The organism is Limimaricola litoreus (assembly GCF_024159025.1).
GTDB lineage: Bacteria > Pseudomonadota > Alphaproteobacteria > Rhodobacterales > Rhodobacteraceae > Limimaricola > Limimaricola litoreus.
On sequence record NZ_JAMYXC010000160.1, the window covers coordinates 1 to 22,678 of the forward strand.

Below are 22,678 nucleotides of genomic sequence, written 5' to 3' on the forward strand. Positions count from 1 at the left end.
ACCAGGAACTCACGAACAACCCGTTCAATCCGCTGACCCCGGCCAAGACCTTCGACGAGATCAAGGTGAGCCTCGCGTCCCCGGAAAGGATCCTCTCGTGGTCCTTCGGCGAGATCAAGAAGCCCGAAACCATCAACTACCGCACGTTCAAGCCCGAGCGTGACGGCCTGTTCTGCGCGCGCATCTTTGGTCCGATCAAGGACTACGAATGCCTGTGCGGCAAGTACAAGCGCATGAAGTATCGCGGCGTCGTCTGCGAGAAATGCGGCGTGGAAGTCACGCTGCAGAAGGTCCGCCGTGAGCGCATGGGCCATATCGAGCTGGCCGCCCCCGTCGCCCACATCTGGTTCCTGAAGTCGCTCCCGTCGCGGATCGGCCTTATGCTGGACATGACCCTGCGCGATCTGGAGCGGATTCTCTACTTCGAGAACTACGTCGTGATCGAGCCGGGTCTGACCGACCTGACCTACGGCCAGCTGATGAGCGAGGAGCAGTTCCTCGACGCGCAGGACCAGTACGGCTCGGACGCCTTCTCCGCCAACATCGGCGCCGAGGCGATCCGCGAGATGCTGGCCCAGATCGACCTCGAGGGCGAGGCCGAGCAGCTGCGCGCCGACCTCAAGGAGGCCACCGGCGAGCTCAAGCCCAAGAAGATCATCAAGCGCCTGAAGATCGTCGAGAGCTTCATCGAGAGCGGCAATCGGCCCGAGTGGATGGTCCTGACCGTGATCCCCGTGATCCCGCCCGAGCTGCGCCCGCTGGTGCCGCTCGACGGTGGCCGCTTCGCGACCTCGGACCTCAACGACCTGTACCGCCGGGTGATCAACCGCAACAACCGCCTCAAGCGGCTCATCGAGCTGCGCGCGCCCGACATCATCGTGCGCAACGAAAAGCGGATGCTGCAAGAATCGGTCGACGCGCTGTTCGACAACGGCCGCCGCGGCCGCGTCATCACCGGTGCCAACAAGCGCCCGCTGAAGTCGCTGTCCGACATGCTCAAGGGCAAGCAGGGCCGCTTCCGCCAGAACCTTCTGGGCAAGCGGGTCGACTTCTCGGGCCGCTCGGTCATCGTGACCGGCCCGGAGCTGAAGCTGCACCAGTGCGGCCTGCCCAAGAAGATGGCGCTCGAGCTGTTCAAGCCCTTCATCTACTCGCGGCTGGAGGCCAAGGGCCTCAGCTCGACCGTGAAGCAGGCCAAGAAGCTGGTCGAGAAGGAGCGTCCCGAGGTCTGGGACATCCTCGACGAGGTGATCCGTGAGCACCCCGTCATGCTCAACCGCGCGCCGACGCTGCACCGCCTTGGCATTCAGGCCTTCGAGCCGCAGCTGATCGAGGGCAAGGCGATCCAGCTTCACCCGCTGGTCTGCTCGGCCTTCAACGCCGACTTCGACGGCGACCAGATGGCTGTTCACGTGCCGCTGTCGCTCGAAGCCCAGCTCGAAGCGCGCGTTCTGATGATGTCCACCAACAACGTGCTGTCGCCCGCCAACGGCGCGCCGATCATCGTGCCGTCGCAGGACATGGTCTTGGGCCTCTACTACACGACCATTATGCGCGAAGGCATGAAGGGCGAGGGCATGTCGTTCAACTCGATCGACGAGGTGGAGCACGCGCTCAACGCCGGCGAAGTGCACATGCACGCCAAGATCAACGCGCGCATCAAGCAGATCGACGAAGAGGGCAACGAGGTCGTCAAGCGGTTCGAGACCACCCCGGGCCGGCTGCGGCTCGGCGGTCTGCTGCCGCTCAACGCCAAGGCGCCGTTCGAGCTTCTGAACCGTCTCCTGCGCAAGAAGGAGGTCCAGCAGGTCATCGACACCGTCTACCGCTACTGCGGTCAGAAAGAGTCGGTCATCTTCTGCGACCAGATCATGTCCGCGGGCTTCAAGGAGGCCTTCAAGGCGGGCATCTCCTTCGGCAAGGACGACATGGTCATCCCTGACGCGAAATGGACGCTGGTCGACGAGACCCGCGATCAGGTCAAGGATTTCGAGCAGCAGTACATGGACGGCCTGATCACCCAGGGCGAGAAGTACAACAAGGTCGTGGACGCCTGGTCGAAGTGCAACGACAAGGTCACCGAGGCCATGATGACCACCATCTCGGCCAACAAGCGCGACGAGGCGGGGGCCGAGGCCGAGCCGAACTCGGTCTACATGATGGCCCACTCCGGTGCGCGTGGCTCGGTCACCCAGATGAAGCAGCTGGGCGGGATGCGCGGCCTGATGGCCAAGCCCTCGGGCGAGATCATCGAGACGCCGATCATCTCGAACTTCAAGGAAGGCCTGACCGTGCTCGAGTACTTCAACTCGACCCACGGCGCGCGCAAAGGCCTGTCGGACACCGCTCTGAAGACCGCGAACTCGGGTTACCTGACCCGTCGTCTCGTCGACGTGGCGCAGGACTGCATCGTGCGCGAGCACGACTGCGGCACCGAGCGTGCGATCACCGCGGAAGCGGCGGTCAACGACGGCGAGGTGGTCTCCCCGCTCTCCGAGCGCGTTCTGGGCCGGGTCTCGGCCGATGACGTGCTGACGCCCGGCACCGACGAGGTGCTGGTCAAGGCGGGCGAGCTGATCGACGAGCGCAAGGCCGACATCATCGAGCAGGCGGCGGTGCAGAAGATGCGCATCCGCAGCCCGCTCACCTGCGAGGCCGAGGACGGCGTCTGCGCCATGTGCTACGGGCGTGACCTCGCGCGCGGCACCATGGTGAACCAGGGCGAGGCCGTGGGCATCATCGCGGCGCAGTCGATCGGCGAGCCGGGCACCCAGCTGACGATGCGGACCTTCCACATCGGCGGCGTGGCCCAGGGCGGCCAGCAGTCCTTCCTCGAGGCGAGCCAGTCGGGCAAGGTCGAGTTCCGCAACGCCAACCTCCTCGAGAACGCGGCGGGCGAGCAGATCGTCATGGGCCGCAACATGGTCATCGCGATCATGGGCGAGGACGGCGAGGAGCGCGCGAGCCACAAGATCGGCTACGGCACCAAGGTCTTCCTCAAGGAAGGCGCGGATGTCACGCGCGGCGAGAAGATGTTCGAATGGGATCCCTACACCCTGCCGATCATCGCCGAGAAGGCCGGTACCGCGAAGTTCGTGGATCTCGTCAACGGCATCGCCGTGCGCGAGGACACCGACGACGCCACCGGCATGACCCAGCGGATCGTCACGGACTGGCGTTCGGTGCCCAAGGGCAACGAGCTCAAGCCCGAGATCCTGATCGTGGGCGAGGATGGCGAGCCGGTCCGCACCGACAGCGGCAACCCGGTGACCTATCCGATGTCGGTGGATGCGATTCTGTCGATCGAGGACGGCCAGCAGATCCAGGCCGGCGACGTGGTGGCGCGGATCCCGCGCGAGGGCGCCAAGACCAAGGACATCACCGGCGGTCTGCCGCGGGTGGCGGAACTGTTCGAGGCCCGTCGTCCCAAGGACCACGCGATCATCGCCGAGATCGACGGCTACGTGCGCTTCGGAAAGGACTACAAGAACAAGCGCCGCATCGCGATCGAGCCCGCCGAGGAAGGGCGCGACAAGGTCGAGTACATGGTGCCCAAGGGCAAGCACATCCCGGTGCAGGAAGGCGACTTCGTGCAGAAGGGTGACTACATCATGGACGGCAACCCCGCACCGCATGACATCCTCGCCATCATGGGCGTCGAGGCGCTTGCCGATTACATGATCGACGAGGTGCAGGACGTTTACCGGCTGCAGGGCGTGAAGATCAACGACAAGCACATCGAGGTGATCGTTCGTCAGATGCTGCAGAAGATCGAGATCTCGGACTCGGGCGAGAGCACGCTGCTGAAGGGCGAGCACGTCGACAAGGCGGAGTTCGACGAAGCCAACGAGAAGGCGATCTCCAAGGGCGGGCGTCCCGCGCAGGGCAGCCCCGTGCTGCTCGGCATCACCAAGGCGTCGCTGCAGACCCGCAGCTTCATCTCGGCGGCCTCGTTCCAGGAGACCACCCGCGTGCTTACCGAGGCTTCGGTGCAGGGCAAGCGCGACAAGCTGGTGGGCCTGAAGGAGAACGTCATCGTCGGCCGCCTGATCCCGGCCGGTACCGGCGGCGCGACCACCCGCGTGCGCAAGGTCGCCCACGACCGCGACCACTCGGTGATCGAGCAGAAGCGCGAAGCGGCCGAGCAGGCCGCGGCGCTGGCCGCTCCGGCCGAGGCGCCGATGTCGGACGATCAGTTCGACACGATCTCGGCGCGCGACGAGGACAGCCGCGACTGATCGGACCGATCACCGCGAAACGAGAAGGGGCCCTCGGGAAACCGGGGGCCCTTTTCGCGTGCCCCGGCTCGTCGTGGCGCGCCCGGTGGTGTAATCTCGAAGGCGGAGAACGACGCCGTTTCGAGAGGATGTCACCATGACACGCTTGTCCTTCGTCGCCCCCCTGCGCGTGGCCGCGCTCTGCACCATGGGGGTCATCACACCCGCCGCAGCCCAGCCACTCGACGTGCCCTTCGACACCTATTGCCCGCCCGATGCGCAGGCCGCTTGCTTCGGTGTGGCCACGGTGATGGGGCTCGACCCGAACGGGGACGGGTTTCTCGCGGTGCGCACCGGGCCAGGGACGCAATATCCCAAGATCGCCGAGATCCATAACGGCGACCGGGTCGGCACCTACGCGGCGCGGGGCCAGTGGCAGGCGATCTCCTTCGGCTCCCAAGACCGGCTGGGCTGGGTGCATGCCAACTGGCTCGGAAACTACATCCCCTGAAGCCCCCCCCCTAGCGCGCCGCCTCCGCCGCCTCGATCGCGGCGCGCCAGCGCGGGTCGTCGCGCGGCTCGTGGCCCTGATGCGCGCAGACCCGGGCGACGAGATCGGCGCAGCACAGGTGATGCAGCCGCGCGACGCCCGGCAGCGCCATCGCCTGCGCATGGACCCGCTCGAAGGCCGCGGCATGGGCGAGCGCGGCCAGATCGCGCTGCCCGTTGTGATCCCGCCGCTCGAAGAAGGCCTGCGTGTAGCGGTCCTTGGCGGCGGTGGCCGAAGGCGTGCCGCGCTTCATGTCGTATTGCTCGTGCGAGCGCAGCACGTAGTGGTTCATCTGCGCGTAGCGATGCGTCACCTGCTCGACATCGGTGTAGCGCACCGGGTGCGGCCCGGTCAGCAGCTCCTCGATGATCCGCCCCTCGCTGTCGACGATGCGGTTGGCGCCCCGGTCCCATATGCCCTCGAACTCCCACGGCATGTGGTCGCTCCAGCGTCCGAAGCGGTGCGGCGTGCGAAACAGCGTCTTGACCATGACGTTGACCGGCCGCTGCGACGGGCCCCTTCGGCGGAACTGCCGATGCACGAGTCCAGGCTGGTAACGCTTCCAGCCGCCGGTGCCGAAGCACTGCCAGTGGAACGCCACGCCGAGGACATCGCCACCCAGATCGTCGAGATAGGAGGAGATCGTGCCGTCGCCCCGGTGCAGCACCAGAAACTCGTCGACATCGCAGATGAGCAGCCAGTCGGTGCGCGCGATGGCGGGGTGGCGGCGCGCATGGGCATGGGCCGATTGCTTGGGCGGCATGCCCTCGGGCGGGCGGTGCTCGAACCATTCCAGCCAGCCGGCCTCGGCGAAGGCGTCGAGCAGGGCAGGGGAGCGGTCGGTGCAGCCGTTGACCCCGACGAGAATGTCGAATCCCATCATCCGGTACCAGGAGATCCATTCGACCAGAAAGGCGCCCTCGTTGCGCATGCCGGCGAAGACGAGAAAGCGGTCGCGGTGGGCTGTCATGCCGCGATGATGCATGTATTGCACAGCGCGTCCAGACGGGGAGCCGCCGCCGCCCACGGCCTGCCGGCCCCCTGGCCCCGGCCGCAGTTGACACCCCCCGCGACTCCCCCTATACGGCCACCACTTGGGCAGGGGGCAGTCCGCTTTCCGCCCTGATATCAGAGCTGAAGTGGTCACGATCCGGGCCAAGTGCCCCGATCCTCTGGAGACCCACCGCATCGTGTCCGGAAGAGGGGCGCGTTCGCGGGTTTTTGTGCTTTACGGACGCGTGAAGTGCGAGGAATCGAAATCGGCGGGCCGTCCGGTCCGTGACACATGTGCAGGAAACGGGGAAAGACGCCCAATGCCAACGATCCAGCAGCTGATCCGCAAGCCGCGGCAGCCGAAAGTCACCAAGTCCAAGTCGCAGCACCTCGAGTCCTGCCCGCAAAAGCGTGGCGTGTGCACCCGGGTGTATACCACGACGCCCAAGAAGCCGAACTCGGCCATGCGGAAGGTCGCCAAGGTGCGCCTGACCAATGGCTTCGAGGTCATCAGCTACATCCCGGGCGAGAGCCACAACCTTCAGGAGCACTCCGTGGTCCTGATCCGTGGCGGCCGGGTGAAAGACCTTCCGGGCGTCCGTTACCACATCCTCCGCGGCGTGCTTGACACCCAAGGGGTCAAGAACCGCAAGCAGCGCCGCTCGAAGTACGGCGCGAAGCGTCCGAAGTAAGGAGAGAGAGCGCCATGTCGCGTCGTCACGCCGCCGAGAAACGTGAGATCCTGCCCGATGCCAAGTTCGGCGACCGGGTTCTCACCAAGTTCATGAACAACCTGATGATCGACGGCAAGAAGGCCGTCGCCGAGCGCATCGTCTACAACGCGTTCGACCGGGTCGAGAGCCGCCTCAAGAAGGAGCCCGTCGAGGTCTTCCACGAGGCGCTCGACAACATCAAGCCGTCGGTCGAGGTGCGTTCGCGCCGCGTCGGCGGTGCGACCTACCAGGTCCCCGTCGAGGTCCGTCCCGAGCGCCGCGAGGCGCTGGCGATCCGTTGGCTCATCGACGCCAGCGCGAAGCGCAACGAGAACACCATGGAAGAGCGTCTCGCCGGCGAGCTGCTCGATGCGGTCAACGGCCGCGGCACCGCGGTGAAGAAGCGCGAAGACACCCACAAGATGGCCGACGCCAACAAAGCGTTCAGCCACTACCGCTGGTAAGCGGAAGGAGCACCGATATGCCTCGCGACTATCAGCTGCAGCGTTACCGCAACTTCGGCATCATGGCCCACATCGATGCCGGCAAGACCACCACGACCGAGCGGATCCTGTTCTACACCGGCAAGTCCCACAAGATCGGCGAAGTCCATGACGGCGCCGCGACGATGGACTGGATGGAGCAGGAGCAGGAGCGTGGCATCACGATCACCTCCGCCGCCACCACCACCTTCTGGCAGCGCCAGGAAGACCCGACCGCCGAGGGGACTTCGGACACGAAGTACCGCTTCAACATCATCGACACCCCCGGCCACGTCGACTTCACCATCGAAGTCGAGCGTTCGCTGGCGGTGCTCGACGGTGCGATCTGCCTTCTCGACGCCAACGCCGGTGTCGAGCCGCAGACCGAGACCGTCTGGCGTCAGGCCGACCGCTACAAGGTTCCGCGCATCGTCTTCGTCAACAAGATGGACAAGATCGGCGCCGACTTCTTCAACTGCGTGAAGATGATCAAGGACCGCACCGGCGCGACCCCCGTTCCGATCGCCCTGCCGATCGGTGCCGAGGACAAGCTCGAGGGCATCGTCGACCTGATCAAGATGGAAGAGTGGGTCTGGGAAGGCGAAGACCTCGGCGCGAGCTGGGTTCGTCGTCCGATCCGTGCCGAGCTTCAGGACGTCGCCGACGAATGGCGCGCCACGCTCATCGAGAATGCCGTCGAGCAGGACGATGATGCGATGGAGGCCTATCTCGAAGGCCAGGAACCCGACGAGCCGACCCTGCGCAGCCTGATCCGCAAGGGCACGCTGTCGCTGTCCTTCGTGCCGGTTGCCGCGGGCTCCGCGTTCAAGAACAAGGGCGTCCAGCCCCTGCTCAACGCGGTCATCGACTTCCTGCCCTCGCCGCTCGACGTGCCCGCCTACATGGGCTTCTCGCCGGACGACGAGACCGAGACCCGCAACATCCCGCGTCATGCCGACGATAGCGAGCCCTTCTCGGGCCTGGCGTTCAAGATCATGAACGACCCCTTCGTGGGCTCGCTGACCTTCACCCGGATCTATTCGGGCGTGGTGAGCAAGGGCGACACCATGATGAACTCGACCAAGGGCAAGCGCGAGCGCGTCGGTCGGATGATGATGATGCACGCCATCAGCCGCGAAGAGATCGAGAACGCCTATGCGGGCGACATCATCGCGCTGGCCGGTCTCAAGGAGACCACCACCGGCGACACGCTGTGCGACCCCAACAAGCAGGTCGTGCTCGAAACGATGACCTTCCCCGATCCGGTGATCGAGATCGCGGTCGAGCCCAAGACCAAGGCCGACCAGGAGAAGATGTCCGCCGGTCTGCAGCGTCTCGCGGCCGAGGACCCCTCCTTCCGCGTCGAGACCGACCTCGAGTCGGGCCAGACGATCATGAAGGGCATGGGCGAGCTTCACCTCGACATCCTGGTCGACCGTCTCAAGCGGGAGTTCAAGGTCGAGGCGAACATCGGCGCGCCGCAGGTGGCCTACCGCGAGACCATCGGTCACGCCGTGGAGCACACCTACACCCACAAGAAGCAATCGGGTGGTTCGGGCCAGTTCGCCGAGGTGAAGCTGAACATCATGCCCACCGAGGCTGGCGAAGGCTACTCCTTCGAGAGCAAGATCGTCGGCGGCGCGGTGCCCAAGGAATACATCCCGGGCGTCGAAAAGGGCATCAAGTCGGTGATGGACTCCGGTCCGCTCGCGGGCTTCCCGGTGATCGACTTCAAGGTCGAGCTGCTGGACGGCAAGTTCCACGACGTGGACTCCTCGGTCCTCGCCTTCGAGATCGCTTCGCGGATGTGCATGCGTGAAGGTCTGCGCAAGGCCGGCGCCAAGCTGCTCGAGCCGATGATGAAGGTCGAGGTGCTGACGCCGGAAGAGTACACCGGTGGCGTCATCGGTGACCTGACCTCGCGTCGGGGCCAGGTGCAGGGTCAGGACACGCGCGGCAACGCCAACGTGATCGACGCCTTCGTGCCGCTCGCCAACATGTTCGGCTACATCAACACGCTGCGGTCCATGACCTCCGGTCGCGCCCAGTTCTCGATGCAGTTCGACCATTACGAGCCCGTGCCGCAGAACATCTCGGACGAGATCCAGAAGAAATACGCGTGACGGTCGGCGGGGCTCCCGGGCCCCGCCATCACGACGCCAGACAAATTTGAAGGAGCCAATCATGGCGAAGGCAAAGTTCGAACGCACCAAACCGCACGTGAACATCGGGACCATCGGTCACGTGGACCACGGCAAGACCACCCTGACGGCGGCGATCACGAAGTACTTCGGTGATTTCCAGGCCTACGACCAGATCGACGGCGCGCCCGAAGAGAAGGCCCGCGGCATCACGATCTCGACCGCGCATGTGGAGTACGAGACCGAGACGCGCCACTACGCGCACGTCGACTGCCCCGGCCACGCCGACTACGTCAAGAACATGATTACCGGTGCCGCCCAGATGGACGGCGCGATCCTCGTGGTGAACGCGGCCGACGGCCCGATGCCGCAGACGCGCGAGCACATCCTGCTCGGCCGCCAGGTGGGCATCCCCTACATGGTCGTCTACATGAACAAGGTCGACCAGGTGGATGACGAGGAGCTGCTCGAGCTCGTCGAGATGGAAATCCGCGAGCTGCTGTCGTCCTACGACTACCCGGGCGACGACATCCCGATCGTCAAGGGCTCGGCCTTGGCCGCCATGGAAGAGCGCGACGAGGAGATCGGCAAGAACTCCATCGTCGAGCTGCTCAAGGCCGTCGACGAGTACATCCCCACCCCGGCCCGCGCCGTGGACCTGCCGTTCCTGATGCCGATCGAGGACGTGTTCTCGATCTCCGGCCGTGGCACCGTGGTCACCGGTCGCGTCGAGCGTGGCGTGATCAACGTCGGCGACGAGATCGAGATCGTCGGCATCCGCGAGACCAAGAAGTCGACCTGCACCGGCGTCGAGATGTTCCGCAAGCTGCTCGACCGCGGCGAAGCCGGCGACAACGTCGGCATCCTGCTGCGCGGCATCGACCGCGAGGGCGTCGAGCGTGGCCAGGTGCTGTGCAAGCCCAAGTCGGTCCTGCCGCACACCAAGTTCGAGGCCGAGGCCTACATCCTCACCAAGGAAGAGGGTGGCCGTCACACGCCGTTCTTCGCGAACTACCGTCCGCAGTTCTACTTCCGCACCACCGACGTCACCGGCACCGTTGTCCTGCCCGAGGGCACCGAGATGGTGATGCCGGGCGACAACCTGAAGTTCAACGTCGAGCTGATCGCCCCGATCGCGATGGAAGACGGCCTGCGCTTCGCCATCCGCGAAGGCGGCCGCACCGTCGGCGCCGGCGTGGTGTCGAAAATCGTCGAGTAACGACGCCCCCTAGTGGACGTCGCCGCGGGGCGGGTGTAATGCCCGCCCCGCACCACTTTTACGACGGGTTCGATGTGGACCGGCAATCCTGCCCGGCCGACCTCTCAATCCGAACCCTTGAAGGGGAATGTCATGGCCGCCCAAAGCCAGAATATCCGCATCCGGCTCAAGGCTTTCGATTACCGCGTGCTGGATGCCAGCACCGCCGAGATCGTCAGCACCGCCAAGCGCACCGGCGCCTCGGTCCGCGGGCCGATCCCGCTGCCGAACAAGATCGAGCGCTTCACGGTTCTCCGTGGCCCGCACATCGACAAGAAATCCCGCGACCAGTTCGAGATCCGCACGCACAAGCGTCTTCTCGACATCGTCGACCCGACCCCGCAGACCGTGGACGCGCTGATGAAGCTCGACCTCGCCGCCGGCGTCGACGTCGAAATCAAGGTGTGAGGGGAGTGACGATGTTGCGTTCCGGAATCATCGCCAAGAAGGTGGGCATGACCCGCCTGTTCCTCGAGGACGGCAAGCAGGTCCCCGTGACCGTGCTGCAACTCGACAACCTGCAGGTCGTGGCGCAGCGCACGGTCGAGCGTGACGGCTACACCGCCGTGCAGCTCGGTGCCGGCACCGCCAAGGCCAAGCGCGTGAGCGCGCCGATGCGCGGCCACTTCGCCGCCGCCAAGGTCGAGCCCAAGCGCAAGGTCGCCGAGTTCCGCGTCGCGCCCGAAAACCTGATCGAAGTGGGCGAGGAGATCATCGCCGCGCATTACTTCGAAGGCCAGTACGTCGACGTCTCGGGCACCTCGATCGGCAAGGGCTTCGCCGGTGCCATGAAGCGGCACAACTTCGGCGGCCTGCGCGCCACCCACGGCGTGTCGATCAGCCACCGGTCGCACGGCTCCACCGGCCAGTGTCAGGACCCGGGCAAGGTGTTCAAGGGCAAGAAGATGGCCGGCCACATGGGCGCCGCCCGCGTGACCACCCAGAACCTCCAGGTCGTCAAGACCGACGCCGACCGTGGCCTGATCATGGTCAAGGGCGCGGTGCCGGGCGGCAAGGGCGGCTGGGTCACGGTCAAGGATGCCGTCAAGAAGCCGCTGCTCGACACCGTGATCTTCCCGGCCGGGCTGAAGAGCCACGCCGACGAAGCCAAGCGTCTTGCCGACGAAGCCGCGGCCCAGGCCGCCGCCGAGGAGGAAGCCGCCGCGAAGGCTGCCGCCGAGGCCGAGCAGGCCGCGATCGAATCCGCTGAGAAGGATGAGAACAATGAAGGCTGATGCGATCAAGCTGGACGGCGGCTCCGCCGGTTCCGTCGATCTCGACGAGACCATCTTCGGTCTCGAGCCGCGCACCGACATCCTGCACCGCGTCGTGCGGTGGCAGCGCGCGCGGGCCCAGCAGGGCACCCACTCGACGCTGGGCCGCTCCGAGGTCAGCTACTCGACCAAGAAGATCTATCGTCAGAAGGGCACGGGCGGCGCACGCCACGGCTCCAAGGGCGCGCCGATCTTCCGTCACGGCGGCACCTACAAGGGCCCGACGCCCCGCAGCCACGACCACGAGCTGACCAAGAAGTTCCGCAAGCTCGGCCTCAAGCACGCCCTCTCGGCGAAGCTCAAGGCCGGCGAGCTGGTGGTGATCGAGACCGCCGAGACCGAGGGCAAGACCTCGGCCCTGGCCAAGCAGGTCGCCAGCCTCGGCTGGAAGCGGGCGCTGGTCATCGACGGCGCGCAGGTCAACGAGGGCTTCGCCCAGGCCGCGCGCAACATCGCCAACCTGGACGTGCTCCCCTCGATGGGCGCCAACGTCTACGACATCCTCCGCAGTGACACGCTCGTGCTCACCAAGGCGGCTGTCGAAGCCCTGGAGGCCCGCCTGAAATGAGCGCGAAACCCGAACACTACGACGTGATCCGCAAGCCGGTCATCACCGAGAAGGCGACCCTGGCCTCCGAGGCCAACGCGGTGGTCTTCGAGGTGGCGATCGACGCCAACAAACCGCAGATCAAGGAAGCCGTCGAGGCGCTGTTCTCGGTCAAGGTGAAGGCGGTCAACACCGTCGTCACCAAGGGCAAGGTCAAGCGGTTCCGCGGTGTCATCGGCACCCGCAAGGACGTCAAGAAGGCCTATGTGACGCTCGAAGAGGGCAACAGCATTGACGTCTCGACCGGTCTCTAATAGGTGACCCCATCGGCGCGGCCCCGGATTCGTCCGGGGCCGCTCCTTTTACGACAAGCCGGGGACCTTCGGGGCCCTCAACACAACCGGGCCATCCATTCGGGATCGCCCGCAAAGCAACGGAAGACACAAAGCATGGCACTCAAGTCGTACAAGCCGACGACGCCGGGCCAGCGCGGGCTGGTGCTGATCGACCGTTCGGAGCTTTGGAAAGGACGCCCCGTCAAGGCCCTCACCGAGGGCCTGACCAAGTCGGGCGGCCGGAACAACACCGGACGGATCACGATGCGTCGTCGTGGTGGTGGCGCCAAGCGCCTCTACCGGATCGTCGATTTCAAGCGCAACAAGTTCGACATGCAGGCCGTCATCGCCCGCATCGAATACGACCCCAACCGCACCGCCTTCATCGCGCTCGTCCAGTACGAGGACGGCGAGCAGGCCTACATCCTGGCGCCGCAGCGCGTCTCGATCGGTGACAAGGTCGTGGCCGGCGCCAAGGTCGACGTCAAGCCCGGCAACGCGATGCCCTTCTCGGGCATGCCGATCGGCACGATCGTCCACAACATCGAGATGAAGCCCGGCAAGGGCGGCCAGATCGCGCGTTCGGCTGGCACCTATGCCCAGTTCGTCGGTCGCGACGGCGGCTACGCCCAGATCCGTCTCTCCTCGGGCGAGCTGCGTCTCGTGCGTCAGGAGTGCATGGCGACGGTGGGTGCTGTCTCGAACGCGGACCACTCGAACCAGAACCTCGGCAAGGCCGGTCGCAACCGTCACTTCGGCAAGCGTCCCGCTGTCCGCGGTGTCGCGATGAACCCGATCGATCACCCCCACGGCGGTGGTGAAGGCCGGACCTCGGGTGGTCGTCACCCGGTGACGCCCTGGGGCAAGCCGACCAAGGGTGCGCGCACCCGTGACAAGAACAAGGCGTCGTCGAAGCTCATCCTTCGCTCGCGCCACGCTCGCAAGAAAGGCCGTTAACACATGGCTCGTTCTGTTTGGAAAGGCCCTTTCGTCGATGCTTACGTGCTTAAGAAAGCCGAAGCGTCGCGCGAGTCCGGCCGCAACGAAGTGATCAAGATCTGGTCGCGCCGTTCGACGATCCTGCCCCAGTTCGTGGGTCTGACGTTCGGTGTGTACAACGGTCGCAAGCACATCCCCGTCAACGTCAGCGAAGACATGATCGGTCAGAAGTTCGGTGAGTATTCGCCGAGCCGTACCTATCACGGTCACGCCGCTGATAAAAAAGCGAAGCGGAAGTAAGCCATGAGCAAGGACAAGAATCCCCGCCGCGTCGCCGACAACGAGGCGATGGCCAAGACCCGGATGCTGCGCACCAGCCCGCAGAAGCTCAACCTCGTTGCCGCGATGATCCGCGGCAAGAAGGTCGAGAAGGCCCTCACGGACCTGACCTTCTCGAAGAAGCGCATCGCCGGCGACGTCAAGAAGTGCCTGCAGTCCGCGATCGCGAACGCCGAGAACAACCACAACCTCGACGTCGACGAGCTGGTCGTCGCCGAGGCCTGGGTCGGCAAGAACCTGATCATGAAGCGTGGCCGTCCGCGGGCGCGTGGCCGGTTCGGCAAGATCGTCAAGCCGTTCTCGGAACTCACCATCACGGTTCGTCAGGTCGAGGAGCAAGCCTAATGGGTAACAAGGTCAATCCCGTCGGCATGCGGCTCCAGGTCAACCGGACCTGGGACAGCCGCTGGTACGCCGACACCAAGGACTACGGCGATCTTCTTCTCGAAGACCTCAAGATCAAGGACTTCATCAAGAAGGAAGCCAAGCAGGCCGGCATCAGCCGCGTGATCATCGAGCGCCCGCACCGCAAGTGCCGGGTCACGATCCACGCCGCGCGCCCGGGCGTCATCATCGGCAAGAAAGGCGCGGACATCGAAGTCCTGCGCAAGAAGCTGGCGAACCTGACCGCCTCCGAGCTGCACCTCAACATCGTCGAGGTCCGCAAGCCCGAGCTGGACGCCGCTCTCGTCGGCGAGAGCATCGCCCAGCAGCTCGAGCGTCGTGTCTCGTTCCGTCGCGCCATGAAGCGCGCGGTGCAGAACGCGATGCGCATGGGTGCGCTTGGCATCCGCGTCAACGTCGCGGGCCGTCTCGGCGGTGCCGAGATCGCGCGGACCGAATGGTACCGCGAGGGCCGGGTGCCGCTGCACACGCTGCGCGCCGACATCGACTACGCGCTCTCCGAAGCCGAGACCCCCTATGGCATCATCGGGATCAAGGTCTGGATCTTCAAAGGCGAGATCATGGAGCATGATCCGCAGGCGCGTGACCGCAAACAGGCCGAGCTGCAGGAAGGCCCCGTGCCTCGCGGCGCCGGCGGCCGCCGGTAAGGGAGGGCTGAGACATGCTTCAACCGAAGCGCACTAAGTTCCGCAAGCAGCACAAGGGCCGGATCCACGGCGAAGCCAAGGGCGGCTTCAACCTGGACTTCGGCACCTACGGCCTCAAGGCCGTGCAGCCCGAGCGCATCACCGCGCGCCAGATCGAGGCCGCACGTCGTGCCATGACGCGTCACATGAAGCGTCAGGGCCGGGTCTGGATCCGGATCTTCCCGGACACGCCCGTGACCTCCAAGCCCACCGAAGTCCGGATGGGTAAGGGTAAGGGTTCGGTCGACTTCTGGGCCGCCAAGGTCAAGCCGGGCCGCGTGATGTTCGAGATCGACGGCGTCAGCGAAGGCGTCGCCCGCGAGGCGCTCCGCCTTGCCGCGATGAAGCTGCCGATCAAGACCCGCACCGTGGTCCGCGAGGACTGGTAAGGGCAGGGACCTTTCGAGGTCCCGCTCAAGAGATGAAGGCCCCCGCCGAGCGATCGGCGGGGGCTTTTCGTTTGCCGGCCCCGGCGGGGCAGGGGGCAGATCGCGCTCCGTCCGAGAAAGGGTTTGCATCCTGCCCCCATTCCGTCTAGGGACAGCGCTCATTCACCTATCCACCGGAATCAGGGTGACCCTCTCGATGATGAAAGGGGCCTTCCGGTGATGTCGAAAGGACAGGCCCATGGCGCTCCATGCCAAGGAACTCCGCGACAAGTCCGCGGACCAGCTCCGCGAGACGCTCGTCGATCTGAAGAAGGAAGCGTTCAACCTGCGCTTCCAGCAGGCCACCGGCCAGCTCGAGAACACCGCGCGGATGCGCGTCGTCAAGCGCGACGTCGCCCGCATCCACACCATCCTGAACCAGAAGGCGGCCGAAGCCGCCGGCACGGAGGCCTGAGCCCATGCCCAAACGCATCCTGCAAGGCGTCGTGACCTCGAACCAGAACGCGCAGACCGTCACCGTGTCGGTCGAGCGTCGTTTCACGCATCCGGTTCTGAAGAAGACGATCCGTAAGTCCAAGAAGTACCGGGCTCACGACGAGGCGAACACCTTCAATGTGGGCGATTCCGTCCGCATCCAGGAGTGCGCCCCGAAATCCAAGACCAAGCGCTGGGAAGTGATCGCCGAGTAAGGCGCCCATCTTTCAGCTTGTACGAAACCCTGGGGAGAAGGCCATTGCGAGCCCCCCAAAGGTCGGGAGAAACCCATGATCCAGATGCAGACCAATCTGGATGTCGCTGACAACTCCGGCGCACGCCGGGTGCAGTGCATCAAGGTCCTCGGCGGTTCGCACCGTCGTTATGCGTCGGTCGGCGACATCATCGTGGTGTCCGTCAAGGAAGCGATCCCCCGTGGCCGCGTGAAGAAAGGTGACGTCCGCAAGGCCGTCGTCGTGCGCACCGCCAAGGAAGTTCGCCGCGAAGACGGCACTTCGATCCGCTTCGACCGCAACGCGGCCGTCATTCTGAACAACAACAACGAGCCGGTCGGCACCCGTATCTTCGGGCCGGTGGTTCGTGAGCTGCGCGCGAAGAACTTCATGAAGATCATCTCGCTCGCGCCGGAGGTGCTGTAATGGCTGCCAAGCTCCGCAAAGGTGACAAGGTCGTCGTCCTGACCGGCAAGGACAAGGGCAAGACCGGCGAGATCCAGTCCGTCGATCCCAAGGCCGGCAAGGCCGTGGTCGAGGGCATCAACGTCGCGATCCGCCACGTCAAGCAAAGCCAGACCGACCAGGGCGGCCGCCAGCCCAAGGCGATGCCGATCCAGCTGTCGAACCTGGCCATCGTCGATGCCAACGGCAAACCGGCCCGTGTCGGCTTCCGCGAGGAAGACGGCAAGAAGGTCCGCTTCGCCAAGACAACCGGGGACGTGATCTGATGCTCGACACCGCGAACTACACCCCGCGTCTCAAGGCGACCTTCGCCGACGAGATCAAGGCCAAGCTCCGCGAGGAGTTCGGCTACAAGAACGACATGCAGATCCCGCGCCTGGACAAGATCGTCCTGAACATCGGCGCCGGGGCCGAAGCCGTCCGCGATTCGAAGAAAGCCAAGTCCGCCCAGGACGATCTTTCGACCATCGCCGGTCAGCGCGCCGTCGTCACCAAGGCCAAGAAGTCGATCGCCGGCTTCCGCGTCCGTGAAGAGATGCCGCTCGGGGCCAAGGTCACGCTGCGCGGCGACCGGATGTACGAATTCCTCGACCGCCTGATCACCGTGGCCATGCCGCGCATCCGCGACTTCCGCGGCGTGCCGGGCAAGAGCTTCGACGGCCGTGGCAACTATGCCATGGGCCTCAAGGAGCACATCGTGTTCCCGGAGATCAACTTCGACAAGGTCGACGAGGTCTGGGGCATGGATATCATCATCTGCACCACCGCGAAGACCGACGCGGAAGCGAAGGCGCTGTTGAAGCATTTCAACATGCCGTTCAACAGCTGATCCGCGGGAGGAAAGAGAGATATGGCCAAGAAATCCATGATCGAACGCGAGAAGAAGCGCGAGCGTCTGGTGGCTCAGTATGCCGCCAAGCGCGCCGAGCTCAAGGCGATCGCGAACGACAAAGACAAGCCCGTGGAAGAGCGCTTCAAGGCGAACCTGAAGCTCGCGCAACTGCCGCGCAACAGCTCGCCCACCCGTCTTCACAACCGCTGCCAGCTGACGGGGCGTCCGCACGCCTATTATCGCAAGCTGAAACTCAGCCGGATCATGCTGCGCGAGCTCGGCTCGAACGGGGAAATCCCCGGCATGGTCAAGTCGAGCTGGTAAGGAGGGTCCACAGATGAACGATCCCATCGGTGATATGCTGACCCGCATCCGCAACGCGCAGATGCGTCACAAGTCCACCGTCATCACCCCCGCCTCCAAGCTGCGCGGCTGGGTGCTCGATGTCCTCGCCGACGAAGGCTACATCCGTGGCTATGAGTCGACCACCGGCAAGGACGGGCACCCCGCTCTCGAGATCAGCCTGCGTTACTACGAAGGTACGCCGGTGATCCGTGAGCTGAAGCGGGTCTCCAAGCCCGGTCGCCGCGTCTACATGAGCGTCTCCGACCTGCCGGCTCCGCGCCAGGGTCTGGGCGTCTCGATCGTCTCCACGCCCCGCGGCGTGATGTCGGATGCAAATGCACGCGCAGCCAATGTCGGCGGCGAAGTGCTTTGCACCGTATTCTAAGGAGGGTCCGGTAATGTCTCGTATTGGTAAACGCCCGGTCGCCCTGCCCAGCGGCGTGACCGCCAGCGTCTCCGGCCAGTCGGTCGAAGTGAAGGGCCCCAAGGGGACCCGCAGCTTCACCGCCACCGACGACGTCACACTGACGGTCGAGAACGACGCGATCAACGTCGCGCCGCGCGGCCTGTCCAAGCGTGCCCGTCAGCAGTGGGGCATGTCCCGCTCGATGGTGCAGAACCTCGTCACCGGGGTCTCCGAGGGCTTCAAGAAAGAGCTCGAGATCCAGGGCGTCGGCTACCGCGCGCAGATGCAGGGCAAGACCCTGAAGCTTGCGCTCGGCTACAGCCACGACGTGAACTTCGAGGTTCCGGAGGGCGTGACCGTCACGGCCCCCAAGCAGACCGAGATTGTTGTCGAGGGTATCGACCAGCAGCTCGTGGGTCAGGTTGCGGCGAACATTCGCGAGTGGCGCGCCCCGGAGCCCTACAAGGGCAAGGGCATCCGCTACAAAGGCGAGTTCATCTTCCGCAAGGAAGGCAAGAAGAAGTAAGGACGCGAAAAAATGGCAAACAGCAAACGGGATCTGTTCCTGAAGCGCCGTCAGCGCGTCCGGAGCAAGCTGCGCAAGGTGAACGGGGATCGCCCCCGTCTCTCCGTGCACCGCAGCAACAAGAACATCAGCGTCCAGCTGATCGACGACGTGAACGGCGTCACTCTCGCCTCGGCCTCCTCGCTCGAGAAGGATCTGGGCATCGTCGGGAAGAACAACGTCGAGGCGGCCGCCAAGGTCGGTGCGGCGATCGCGGAGCGTGCGAAGAAGGCCGGCGTGTCCGAAGCCTACTTCGACCGCGGCGGCTTCCTGTTCCACGGCAAGGTCAAGGCGCTCGCTGACGCGGCCCGTGACGCCGGCCTGAAGATCTGAGGAGACGTAACATGGCAGAACGTGACAACCGTCGCCGCGACCGCGACGAGAACCCGGAATTCGCCGATCGTCTCGTGGCGATCAACCGGGTGTCCAAGACGGTCAAGGGCGGCAAGCGCTTCGGCTTTGCGGCGCTCGTCGTCGTGGGCGACCAGAAGGGCCGTGTCGGCTTTGGCAAGGGCAAGGCCAAGGAGGTCCCCGAGGCCATCCGCAAGGCCACCGAGCAGGCGCGCCGCAACCTGATCCGCGTGCCGCTGCGCGAGGGTCGGACCCTGCATCACGACATGGAAGGCCGCCACGGCGCCGGCCGTGTCGTCATGCGCTCGGCGCCCGCGGGTACCGGCATCATCGCCGGCGGCCCGATGCGTGCGGTGTTCGAGATGCTGGGCCTTCAGGACGTCGTCTCGAAGTCGCTCGGTTCGCAGAACCCCTACAACATGATCCGCGCCACGCTGGACGGCCTTCGCGCCGAGCAGTCGCCGCGTGCGGTCGCCCAGCGTCGCGGCAAGAAGGTCGCCGACATTCTGCGCAAGCCCGAAGAGGCCAGCGCCGAAGTCGCCGAAGCCTGAGGAGAGCGGACATGGCAACCATCGTCGTCAAGCAGATCGGCTCGCCGATCCGTCGCCCCGCCTCGCAGCGTGCCACGCTGAAGGGCCTGGGCCTCAACAAGATGCACCGCACCCGCGAGCTCGAGGACACCCCCTCGGTCCGCGGCATGGTGAACTCGATCCCGCACCTCGTGCAGATCGTCGAAGAAAAGGCCTGAGCCACCGGCTCAGCGCGGATGGAAGGGGCGTCGCGGGCAACTGCGGCGCCCTTTTCGCATGGGCCTGCCTGACGAGTGGGCGGGCCCGACACGGGGGGCGTGCCTGTCAAGCCGGGACGGATGTTTCGCGCGCGAAACGGTCAGCAACCGTGCCCTTTGTGTCGGCGGGCGCGGGGGGCGTCGGGGGCGTCACGGCGCGCGGCTTGCATGGCCGGGTCATCGGGCGTATACGCCGCCGGTGGCCTCTTCCGGGGCCCCGAATCCAATGTATCAAGCCGCGTTTGCCCGTTCCGTCGCTGGGGGGCAGTTCCGGCATAGGAGAAGCGACATGAAACTCAACGAACTGCGCGACAACCCGGGTGCAGCCAAGAAGCCCAAGCGCGTCGGCCGTGGTCCGGGCTCCGGCACCGGCAAGATGGGCGGCCGTGGTATCAAGGGTCAGAAATCCCGCTCGGGCGTGGCCATCAAGGGCTACGAGGGCGGCCAGATGCCGCTCTACCAGCGTCTGCCCAAGCGCGGCTTCAACAAGCCCAACCGCAAGGAATACGCCGTCGTCAACCTGGGCCTGATCCAGAAGTTCATCGACGCCGGCAAGATCGACGCGGGCCAGGACATCACCGAGGACGCGCTGATCGCGTCGGGTCTGCTGCGCCGCAAGCGTGACGGCGTGCGTGTGCTGTCGAAGGGCGAGTTCACCTCCAAGGCCAACATCGCCGTGACCGGCGCCTCCAAGGGCGCGATCGAGGCGGTGGAGAAGGCGGGCGGCAAGCTCACCACCACCGCGCCGGCGGCCGCCGCCGAATAATCGGTGGCCGGGGGGCCTTGCGCTCCCCGCCCCCGTCACCGACTGTTCCCGCGCCGCCGACCGGAAGACCCCGGTCCGGCGGCGCTGACATGACAAGAGAGCCCCGATGGCATCAGCAGCAGAACAGATGGCCGCCAACATGAGCTGGGGGGCCTTCGGCAAGGCCACCGAGCTCCGTCAGCGGATCCTCTTCACGATCGGTCTCCTGATCGTCTACCGGCTCGGCACCTTCATCCCGGTTCCCGGGATCGACGGCGCCGCGCTGCGCAACTTCATGGAGGGCGCGGCCTCCGGCATCGGCGGCATCCTGTCGATGTTCACCGGCGGCGCGCTCAGCCGCATGGGCATCTTCGCCCTCGGCATCATGCCCTACATCTCCGCCTCGATCATCGTGCAGCTCATGGCCTCGATGTACGAGCCCCTGAAGCAGCTCAAGAAAGAGGGCGAGCAGGGCCGCAAGAAGATCAACCAGTACACCCGCTACTTCACCGTGGTGCTGGCGACCTTCCAGGCCTACGGCCTCGCCGTCAGCCTCGAGGCGGGCGATCTCGTCACCGACCCGGGCCTGTTCTTCCGCGCCTCGACCATGATCACCCTCGTGGGCGGCACCATGTTCCTGATGTGGCTGGGCGAGCAGATCACCGCGCGCGGCATCGGCAACGGCATCTCGCTGATCATCTTCGTCGGCATCATCGCCGAGATCCCCGCCGCGCTGGCGCAATTCCTAAGCCAGGGCCGTTCGGGCGCGATCTCTCCGGCGGTGATCCTGCTGGTGATCGCCATGGTGATCGGGGTGCTGACCTTCGTGGTCTTCATGGAGCGGTCTCTCAGGAAGATCCACATCCAGTACCCGCGCCGCCAGGTCGGCATGAAGGTCTATGACGGTGGCTCCTCGCACCTGCCGATCAAGGTGAACCCGGCGGGCGTGATCCCGGCGATCTTCGCCTCGGCGCTCCTGCTGCTGCCGACCACGCTCTCGACCTTTTCGGGGGGGCAGGGCGGCCCGGTGCTGTCGACGATCCTCGCCTATTTCGGCCCCGGCCAGCCGCTCTACCTGCTGTTCTTCGCGGGCATGATCATCTTCTTCACCTACTTCTACACCCGCGAAGTGGCGTTCAAGACCGATGACGTGGCCGACAACCTCAAGAACCAGAACGGCTTCATCCCCGGCATCCGCCCGGGCAAGCGCACCGCCGAGTATCTCGACTACGTGCTCAACCGCATCCTGGTCCTGGGCTCGGCCTATCTGGCGCTGGTGGCCCTGCTGCCCGAGATCCTGCGCAGCCAGTTGGCGATCCCGTTCTACTTCGGCGGCACCTCGATCCTGATCATCGTCTCGGTCGGGATGGACACGATCCAGCAGGTGCAGAGCCATCTTCTGGCCCACCAGTACGAGGGGCTGATCGAGAAGTCGCAGCTGCGCGGCAAGCGCGGCGGCAAGACCACCAAGACCAAGGCGAGGGGGCCTGCGCGTCGATGAGCACGAATATCATTCTTCTGGGGCCGCCGGGCGCGGGCAAGGGCACACAGGCCAAGCGGCTGGTCGAAGAGCGCGGCATGGTCCAGCTCTCCACCGGCGACATGCTGCGCGAGGCGCGCTCCTCGGGCACCGAGATGGGCCAGCGCGTCGCCGCCGTCATGGACCGCGGCGAGCTGGTGACCGACGAGATCGTCATCGGGCTGATCCGCGAGAAGCTGACCTCGGGCGCGGCTTCGGGCGGCTACATCTTCGACGGCTTCCCGCGCACGCTGGCGCAGGCCGACGCGCTGGCGGCGCTGCTCGACGAGCTCGGCCAGAGCCTCGATCACGTGATCGAGATGCGCGTCGATGACGAGGTGCTGGTCGCCCGCATCACCGGGCGCGCCACCTGCGCCAATTGCGGCGAGGTCTATCACGACGTGACCCGCCCCATCCCGGCGGACGGCAAATGCGCCAACTGCGGCTCGACCGAGATCAAGCGCCGGGCCGACGACAACGAGGACGCGCTGCGCACCCGGCTTCTGGCCTATTACAAGCAGACCTCGCCCTTGATCGGCTACTACCACGCCAAGGGCCAGCTCGAGAGCGTCGACGGCCTGGCCGCGATCGAGGCGGTTTCGGCCGAGATCGCGGGGCTTCTGGGTCAGCAGACGCAGGACGCCTGACCGGTGCCGGGCAGGGGGCTTGACCCTCTGCCCGTCCGCCC

30 protein-coding genes are annotated in these 22,678 nt (G+C 65.5%); 29 read left to right on the top strand and 1 reads right to left on the bottom strand.

Annotated features, from left to right (window positions below):
* On the top strand, nt 1–4,238 hold a 4,238-nt coding region (gene rpoC, locus NHG85_RS10580; RefSeq protein WP_253332211.1), incomplete at its 5' end, for a DNA-directed RNA polymerase subunit beta'.
* Nucleotides 4,239–4,374: 136 nt separating this feature from the next.
* Complete coding sequence (locus tag NHG85_RS10585) at nt 4,375–4,728, top strand: SH3 domain-containing protein (RefSeq protein WP_253332212.1); 354 nt, start codon at nt 4,375–4,377, stop codon at nt 4,726–4,728.
* A gap of 10 nt (nt 4,729–4,738) precedes the next feature.
* Here NHG85_RS10585 and NHG85_RS10590 read toward each other — a convergent pair whose 3' ends face one another.
* Nucleotides 4,739–5,737 carry a glycosyltransferase family 2 protein gene (locus NHG85_RS10590; protein ID WP_253332214.1) on the bottom strand — a complete coding sequence of 333 codons (999 nt, stop codon included), beginning with the start codon at nt 5,735–5,737 and terminating at the stop codon, nt 4,739–4,741.
* A gap of 343 nt (nt 5,738–6,080) precedes the next feature.
* On the opposite strand from NHG85_RS10590, the gene rpsL reads away from it, so the two are divergent.
* From rpsL to NHG85_RS10725, 27 genes are all read left to right on the top strand, one after another.
* A complete protein-coding gene (rpsL, locus tag NHG85_RS10595) occupies nt 6,081–6,452 on the top strand; it encodes a 30S ribosomal protein S12 (protein ID WP_017930005.1) in 372 nt (123 codons plus the stop codon).
* A 14-nt stretch (nt 6,453–6,466) separates the two neighbouring features.
* Complete coding sequence (rpsG, locus tag NHG85_RS10600) at nt 6,467–6,937, top strand: 30S ribosomal protein S7 (RefSeq protein WP_017930006.1); 471 nt, start codon at nt 6,467–6,469, stop codon at nt 6,935–6,937.
* A 17-nt stretch (nt 6,938–6,954) separates the two neighbouring features.
* Complete coding sequence (gene fusA, locus NHG85_RS10605) at nt 6,955–9,078, top strand: elongation factor G (RefSeq protein ID WP_253332215.1); 2,124 nt, start codon at nt 6,955–6,957, stop codon at nt 9,076–9,078.
* Nucleotides 9,079–9,139: 61 nt separating this feature from the next.
* Complete coding sequence (gene tuf / locus NHG85_RS10610; RefSeq protein ID WP_253332216.1) at nt 9,140–10,315, top strand: elongation factor Tu; 1,176 nt, start codon at nt 9,140–9,142, stop codon at nt 10,313–10,315.
* Nucleotides 10,316–10,447: 132 nt separating this feature from the next.
* Entirely contained in the window at nt 10,448–10,762 is a 315-nt protein-coding gene (gene rpsJ, locus NHG85_RS10615; RefSeq protein ID WP_017928013.1) for a 30S ribosomal protein S10, read from the top strand.
* A gap of 11 nt (nt 10,763–10,773) precedes the next feature.
* Nucleotides 10,774–11,589 carry a 50S ribosomal protein L3 gene (gene rplC, locus NHG85_RS10620; RefSeq protein ID WP_253332218.1) on the top strand — a complete coding sequence of 272 codons (816 nt, stop codon included), beginning with the start codon at nt 10,774–10,776 and terminating at the stop codon, nt 11,587–11,589.
* Complete coding sequence (gene rplD / locus NHG85_RS10625; protein WP_253332220.1) at nt 11,579–12,196, top strand: 50S ribosomal protein L4; 618 nt, start codon at nt 11,579–11,581, stop codon at nt 12,194–12,196. The genes rplC and rplD overlap by 11 nt, the downstream gene beginning before the upstream one ends.
* Complete coding sequence (locus tag NHG85_RS10630) at nt 12,193–12,489, top strand: 50S ribosomal protein L23 (protein WP_017928016.1); 297 nt, start codon at nt 12,193–12,195, stop codon at nt 12,487–12,489. The genes rplD and NHG85_RS10630 overlap by 4 nt, the downstream gene beginning before the upstream one ends.
* Before the next feature lie 135 nt (nt 12,490–12,624).
* Nucleotides 12,625–13,467: a 50S ribosomal protein L2 gene (gene rplB / locus NHG85_RS10635; protein ID WP_253332223.1), complete on the top strand. Its 843-nt coding sequence runs from the start codon at nt 12,625–12,627 to the stop codon at nt 13,465–13,467.
* 3 nt (nt 13,468–13,470) lie between these two features.
* Complete coding sequence (gene rpsS, locus NHG85_RS10640; protein WP_099277781.1) at nt 13,471–13,749, top strand: 30S ribosomal protein S19; 279 nt, start codon at nt 13,471–13,473, stop codon at nt 13,747–13,749.
* Between the two features lie 3 nt (nt 13,750–13,752).
* Entirely contained in the window at nt 13,753–14,133 is a 381-nt protein-coding gene (gene rplV, locus NHG85_RS10645) for a 50S ribosomal protein L22 (RefSeq protein WP_099277780.1), read from the top strand.
* The gene (gene rpsC / locus NHG85_RS10650; RefSeq protein ID WP_253332225.1) at nt 14,133–14,840 is read left to right on the top strand and encodes a 30S ribosomal protein S3; all 708 of its coding nucleotides are present in this window, start codon (nt 14,133–14,135) and stop codon (nt 14,838–14,840) included. The genes rplV and rpsC overlap by 1 nt, the downstream gene beginning before the upstream one ends.
* A gap of 14 nt (nt 14,841–14,854) precedes the next feature.
* A complete protein-coding gene (rplP, locus tag NHG85_RS10655; RefSeq protein WP_099277779.1) occupies nt 14,855–15,268 on the top strand; it encodes a 50S ribosomal protein L16 in 414 nt (137 codons plus the stop codon).
* Nucleotides 15,269–15,506: 238 nt separating this feature from the next.
* The gene (gene rpmC / locus NHG85_RS10660; RefSeq protein WP_017928023.1) at nt 15,507–15,722 is read left to right on the top strand and encodes a 50S ribosomal protein L29; all 216 of its coding nucleotides are present in this window, start codon (nt 15,507–15,509) and stop codon (nt 15,720–15,722) included.
* 4 nt (nt 15,723–15,726) lie between these two features.
* On the top strand, nt 15,727–15,957 hold the full coding sequence (rpsQ, locus tag NHG85_RS10665) for a 30S ribosomal protein S17 (RefSeq protein ID WP_253332228.1): 231 nt from the start codon (nt 15,727–15,729) through the stop codon (nt 15,955–15,957).
* A gap of 75 nt (nt 15,958–16,032) precedes the next feature.
* Nucleotides 16,033–16,401: a 50S ribosomal protein L14 gene (gene rplN / locus NHG85_RS10670; RefSeq protein ID WP_017928025.1), complete on the top strand. Its 369-nt coding sequence runs from the start codon at nt 16,033–16,035 to the stop codon at nt 16,399–16,401.
* Complete coding sequence (rplX, locus tag NHG85_RS10675; RefSeq protein ID WP_085894974.1) at nt 16,401–16,706, top strand: 50S ribosomal protein L24; 306 nt, start codon at nt 16,401–16,403, stop codon at nt 16,704–16,706. Before rplN ends, rplX begins: the two co-directional genes overlap by 1 nt.
* Nucleotides 16,706–17,269: a 50S ribosomal protein L5 gene (gene rplE, locus NHG85_RS10680; RefSeq protein ID WP_253332230.1), complete on the top strand. Its 564-nt coding sequence runs from the start codon at nt 16,706–16,708 to the stop codon at nt 17,267–17,269. Before rplX ends, rplE begins: the two co-directional genes overlap by 1 nt.
* 21 nt (nt 17,270–17,290) lie before the next feature.
* A complete protein-coding gene (gene rpsN / locus NHG85_RS10685; RefSeq protein WP_017928028.1) occupies nt 17,291–17,596 on the top strand; it encodes a 30S ribosomal protein S14 in 306 nt (101 codons plus the stop codon).
* A 13-nt stretch (nt 17,597–17,609) separates the two neighbouring features.
* Nucleotides 17,610–18,002: a 30S ribosomal protein S8 gene (gene rpsH / locus NHG85_RS10690; RefSeq protein ID WP_253332232.1), complete on the top strand. Its 393-nt coding sequence runs from the start codon at nt 17,610–17,612 to the stop codon at nt 18,000–18,002.
* A 13-nt stretch (nt 18,003–18,015) separates the two neighbouring features.
* Nucleotides 18,016–18,549: a 50S ribosomal protein L6 gene (rplF, locus tag NHG85_RS10695; protein WP_253332235.1), complete on the top strand. Its 534-nt coding sequence runs from the start codon at nt 18,016–18,018 to the stop codon at nt 18,547–18,549.
* Between the two features lie 12 nt (nt 18,550–18,561).
* Nucleotides 18,562–18,921 carry a 50S ribosomal protein L18 gene (rplR, locus tag NHG85_RS10700; RefSeq protein WP_253332237.1) on the top strand — a complete coding sequence of 120 codons (360 nt, stop codon included), beginning with the start codon at nt 18,562–18,564 and terminating at the stop codon, nt 18,919–18,921.
* Nucleotides 18,922–18,932: 11 nt separating this feature from the next.
* Complete coding sequence (rpsE, locus tag NHG85_RS10705; protein ID WP_099277773.1) at nt 18,933–19,490, top strand: 30S ribosomal protein S5; 558 nt, start codon at nt 18,933–18,935, stop codon at nt 19,488–19,490.
* 11 nt (nt 19,491–19,501) lie between these two features.
* Nucleotides 19,502–19,687 carry a 50S ribosomal protein L30 gene (gene rpmD, locus NHG85_RS10710; RefSeq protein WP_017928033.1) on the top strand — a complete coding sequence of 62 codons (186 nt, stop codon included), beginning with the start codon at nt 19,502–19,504 and terminating at the stop codon, nt 19,685–19,687.
* A 328-nt stretch (nt 19,688–20,015) separates the two neighbouring features.
* On the top strand, nt 20,016–20,492 hold the full coding sequence (gene rplO / locus NHG85_RS10715; RefSeq protein WP_253332239.1) for a 50S ribosomal protein L15: 477 nt from the start codon (nt 20,016–20,018) through the stop codon (nt 20,490–20,492).
* A 106-nt stretch (nt 20,493–20,598) separates the two neighbouring features.
* Nucleotides 20,599–21,972 carry a preprotein translocase subunit SecY gene (gene secY, locus NHG85_RS10720; RefSeq protein WP_253332240.1) on the top strand — a complete coding sequence of 458 codons (1,374 nt, stop codon included), beginning with the start codon at nt 20,599–20,601 and terminating at the stop codon, nt 21,970–21,972.
* A complete protein-coding gene (locus NHG85_RS10725) occupies nt 21,969–22,637 on the top strand; it encodes an adenylate kinase (protein ID WP_253332243.1) in 669 nt (222 codons plus the stop codon). Before secY ends, NHG85_RS10725 begins: the two co-directional genes overlap by 4 nt.
* The last annotated feature ends 41 nt before the right edge of the window (nt 22,638–22,678 follow it).